A 4,383-nucleotide genomic window follows, 5' to 3' on the forward strand; every position below is an offset into this window, starting at 1 on the left:
GGAGCGACAAAAAGCACGCGAACAGCGGCGCAGGAGGGCATCAGGGTGCAATGCGGGTGCATATTTGCAGAAAAAATCGGCTGAGGCCGGGGTGGCCGGGAGGTGCTTTTTTTGTCACGGATTCAGGGAAACCGCCAAGCTGTTTCTCATCAGTGTGTCGGTGTTCTTCCCGATTTACCTCAACACCTTTCATGGCATTCGCAACGTGGATGCAGGCCTGATTGAAATGGGGCGCACCTACGGCCTGAGCCGCTGGCAGTTGTATTGGCAAATCATTTTGCCCGGTGCCATGTCGTCCATTTTGGTGGGGTTGCGCTTTTCGCTCGGGCTGATGTGGGTGATTTTGATTGTGGCCGAGACCATCTCCGCCCAAGCGGGTATCGGTTACCTGACCATGAATGCGCGTGAGTTTTTGCAAACCGACATCGTTTTGGTGGGCATTTTGCTGTATGCCTTGCTGGGCAAACTGGCCGATGTGTTTGCCAAGAGCCTAGAGCGCTACTGGTTGCGTTGGCACCCGAGCTACCAAGATTGAGCGAATAGGGATTGAATCAATATGAGCTTAGACACTTCTCCCCCCCGTGCTGGCGGCGTGCGCCTGCAACTGCGCGGCCTGAGCAAACGCTACGGCAGCCGCACGGTGTTGCAACATGCCCATTTGGACATCGAGCCGGGCCAGTTTGTGGCCATTGTGGGCCGCAGTGGCTGTGGCAAAAGCACCTTGCTGCGTTTGGTAGCCGGACTCGAAACCCCCAGCGCTGGGCATATCAGCGCAGATGGTAAAGCGTTGCAGGGTTTATCCAACGACACGCGCATCATGTTCCAAGACTCGCGCTTGCTGCCTTGGAAGCGCGTGCAGGCCAATGTGGCTTTAGGCTTGCCGCCTGAACGCCATGCGGCCGCAGCACAGGTGCTAGAGCGTGTCGGTTTGGGCGAGCGCCTGAACGAATGGCCTGCGCGCCTGTCGGGTGGTCAGCGCCAGCGTGTGGCTTTGGCGCGCGCACTGGTACACCAGCCGCGCTTGTTGTTATTGGATGAGCCACTGGGCGCTTTGGATGCCCTGACGCGCATCGAAATGCACCGGCTGATTGAAGGGCTGTGGCGCAGCAGCGGGTTTACCGCCTTGCTGGTCACGCACGACGTGCAAGAAGCCGTGGCTTTGGCCGACCGGGTGATTTTGATTGAAGACGGGCACATCGCCCTGGACCAAGTGATTGATTTGCCGCGGCCACGCATCCACGGCGATGCCCGTTTTGCAGCGCTAGAAAAACGCATCTTAGACCGGGTACTGCAAAAGCCCGACCAACCGCACGATGAACCGGTTTGGCCCGGTGTGCCAGCGCACGGCCTGCGCTGGGCGATTTGAGATTTTTGTTGTTTATTTTTTTGTTTCTCACTGTTTTTTTAAGGAGCTTCCACCATGTCGATTCAAGCCATCAATGTCCGTAACCAGTTCAAAGGTCAAGTGAAAGAAATTATCCGGGGCGATGTCGTCTCGGAAGTGGATGTGCAAACCCCGTGGGGCATTGTCACTTCAGTCATTACCACCCGTTCCGTCGATGACCTGGGCTTGACGATTGGCTCCGAAGTGGTGGCCTTGGTCAAATCCACCGAAGTGTCAATTGCCAAACTCTAAGCCAGCTTAGGCTTGGTGTTTTTGCCCTGCTGTGCAGGGCTTCTTTTTTTAGAGGAAATCGCTTTGAATTTTCAGCAATTGCGCTCAGTGCGCGAAGCGGTGCGCCGGGGTTTTAACCTGACCGAGGTGGCCGCAATGCTGCACACCTCGCAACCCGGTGTTAGCCGCCAAATCCGTGAATTGGAAGAAGAATTGGGCGTAGAAATTTTTGTCCGTGCTGGCAAACGCCTGACGGGCTTGACCCCACCCGGCGAGGCATTGATTCCGGTGGTGGAGCGCCTGTTGTTAGAGGCGCAAAATCTACGTCGCGTGGGCGAAGACTTTAAGGCCAGCGAGCAGGGGCGGCTGTCGATTGCCGCCACCCATTCACAGGCGCGTTATGCCTTGCCGCAGGTGGTGCGGGATTTTCGGGCGCTGTTTCCGCAAGTGAGCTTGCACCTGCACCAAGGCTCACCCAAGCAGGTGGCCGAAATGTTGCTCTCGGGCGAGGCCGACATCGGCGTAGCCACCGAAGCCTTGGCCAGTTACGAAGGGCTGCTAACGCTGCCCTGCTACCGCTGGAGCCACAGCATTGTGGTGCCGCCCGAACATCCCTTGCTGGCGCACCCAGAACCCATCACCTTAGAACAATTGGCGGCCTATCCCATCATCACCTATGAGTTGGGCTATACCGGGCGCGCCCACATCGACCAAGCCTTTGCCGGAGTTGGCTTGGCCCCAGACATTGTGCTGAGCGCAATGGATGCCGATGTGATTAAAACCTATGTCGAGCTGGGGATGGGCGTGGGCATCGTGGCATCGTTGGCCGTGGATGCAGAGCGCGACCGCCATTTGCGCTTGATTGATGCGCGCCACCTGTTTGAGGTCAATTTAACGCGGCTGGGCTTGCGCCGAGGTGCGTGGTTGCGCGGCTATGCGTACAGCTTTATCGAGACCTTTGTGCCTACCCTGACGCGCGCCACGGTAGAGGAAGCGATGCACTCATTTTCTGCGGTAGCCCCGTAGGGGAATGTTGGGTTACATGCGTAACCCAACTGCTCGTCTTTGGGGCAATGCACCCCTAAAATGTGGGTAAAGACAAGTGCTGAACCCGGAGGCTTCCAGCGCACTTGGTAAATCAGCGCTTTGCTACTTTTTTGGCCCTTATTATGACTGGGCCATCGCAATGCAAGGCCACTGCAAGGGCTGGGCCGGTAAAATTGAGGGCCTGTCTGAATATCTGCGAATGCCAGGCCTCTTTTAACCCTTCGATCGACAACCATGTCCCTCAACTTAGTCACCCCCGGCAAAAATCTGCCCGAAGCCTTTAACGTGGTCATTGAAATTCCTATGAATTCTGACCCGATCAAGTACGAAGTAGACAAAGAATCGGGTGCCATTTTCGTGGATCGCTTCATGACCACGGCCATGTACTACCCGTCCAACTATGGCTATGTGCCGCAAACCCTCAGCGGTGATGGCGACCCGGTCGATGTGCTGGTGATTACCCCTTACCCGCTGCTGCCCGGCGTGGTGGTGCCTTGCCGTGCGTTGGGTATCCTGAAGATGGAAGACGAGGCCGGCATTGACGGCAAAGTGCTGGCCGTGCCCACCAACAAAGTGCTGGCCATGTATTCGGCTTGGAAAGACATCGGCGATGTCAACCCCATGCGCCTCAAGGCCATCAGCCACTTCTTTGAACACTACAAAGACTTGGAAGAAGGCAAGTGGGTCAAGGTGCTGGGCTGGGAAGGCGTAGAAGCCGCCCACCAAGAAATCACCGAAGGCGTGGCCAACTACGAAAAAGCGCAGGCCCAAGCCTAAGCCTTGCGGAAGGGGGCCTTTTTTGCAGCCTTTGCAGCCTTATAATGCAGGGCTACGCGGGTGTAGTTCAATGGTAGAACGGCAGCTTCCCAAGCTTCATACGAGGGTTCGATTCCCTTCACCCGCTCCACAATAGCATTTCAGGTCATTTCACCCCGTATCAAAAGCCCCTTGCTTCATAGGCAAAGGGGCTTTTTTGTTGCCCCATATGAATATCCCCGCCGACAGTTTGCGTATCGACAAATGGTTGTGGTGCGCGCGTTTTTTTAAAACCCGTAGTTTGGCCGCCGACGAAATCGCAAAAAACCGCGTTAGCGTCAATGGTCAGGTGGTCAAAGCCTCGCGCGAGGTACGCCCCGGCGATATGGTCGCCCTGCGCCAAGGCCAAGTGCCGCGCACGGTGCAGGTCTTGGGCATCAGCCACACCCGTGGCCCGGCCCCGGTGGCGCAGCAGTTGTACCAAGAAACCGCCGCCAGCCTCTTGGCACGCGAACAAGCAGCCGAACAACGCCGTTTGGCCCCCGAACCCGCCAGCAGCCTGCACGAAGGCCGCCCCACCAAACGCAACCGGCGCGATTTGCAACAACTGCGCGACTGGGACGACCGCTGGAGCGCCGCGCTGCCTGATTAAATTGCAGCCAACAGCCCGCACACCGACCACGATTTGTGTAGAGCTAAAAACAGTTGTTGATTAGCTATGCAAACATAGTTATACTTATTCAGAATGGACACCAATTATCGCATCAACGAATTCGCAAAACGCATTGGTCGCTCCATTGAGACCGTGCGACGCTGGGAAAAGGAAGGAAAGTTTGTGGCCAAACGACTTCCTTCTGGGCAGCGATATTTTGATGAATCGGATGTGCGTGCCGTGCTGGGTGGTGGCCCCAGCAAAAAAGACACCGTTGTGTATTGCCGAGTCAGCAGTGCAGGACAAAAAGATG

General features: G+C 56.5%; 7 protein-coding genes and 1 tRNA gene. All 8 read left to right on the top strand.

The features are described 5' to 3' along the window. Positions 1 to 535, top strand: a 535-nt coding sequence (locus PHX60_RS15800; protein ID WP_300079715.1) for an ABC transporter permease subunit, incomplete at its 5' end; no start/stop codon positions are given. A gap of 21 nt (positions 536 to 556) precedes the next feature. Next, the gene (locus tag PHX60_RS15805) at positions 557 to 1,366 is read left to right on the top strand and encodes an ATP-binding cassette domain-containing protein (protein ID WP_300079717.1); all 810 of its coding nucleotides are present in this window, start codon (positions 557 to 559) and stop codon (positions 1,364 to 1,366) included. A 54-nt stretch (positions 1,367 to 1,420) separates the two neighbouring features. Beyond that, positions 1,421 to 1,636, top strand: a complete 216-nt coding sequence (locus PHX60_RS15810) for a molybdopterin-binding protein (protein WP_300079720.1) — start codon at positions 1,421 to 1,423, stop codon at positions 1,634 to 1,636. A gap of 63 nt (positions 1,637 to 1,699) precedes the next feature. Next, positions 1,700 to 2,641: a CysB family HTH-type transcriptional regulator gene (locus PHX60_RS15815; RefSeq protein ID WP_300079722.1), complete on the top strand. Its 942-nt coding sequence runs from the start codon at positions 1,700 to 1,702 to the stop codon at positions 2,639 to 2,641. Positions 2,642 to 2,896: 255 nt separating this feature from the next. Then, positions 2,897 to 3,439, top strand: coding sequence for an inorganic diphosphatase (gene ppa / locus PHX60_RS15820; protein ID WP_300079725.1), 543 nt, complete (start codon positions 2,897 to 2,899; stop codon positions 3,437 to 3,439). Between the two features lie 56 nt (positions 3,440 to 3,495). Beyond that, positions 3,496 to 3,569: transfer RNA gene (locus tag PHX60_RS15825), tRNA-Gly, on the top strand. 78 nt (positions 3,570 to 3,647) lie between these two features. Continuing rightward, positions 3,648 to 4,070, top strand: a complete 423-nt coding sequence (locus PHX60_RS15830) for an RNA-binding S4 domain-containing protein (protein ID WP_300079727.1) — start codon at positions 3,648 to 3,650, stop codon at positions 4,068 to 4,070. 93 nt (positions 4,071 to 4,163) lie between these two features. After that, positions 4,164 to 4,383 (top strand): MerR family transcriptional regulator (locus PHX60_RS15835; protein ID WP_300079729.1); only part of this gene is annotated, 220 nt, incomplete at its 3' end.

The organism is Giesbergeria sp., assembly GCF_028686475.1.
Lineage (GTDB): Bacteria > Pseudomonadota > Gammaproteobacteria > Burkholderiales > Burkholderiaceae_C > Simplicispira.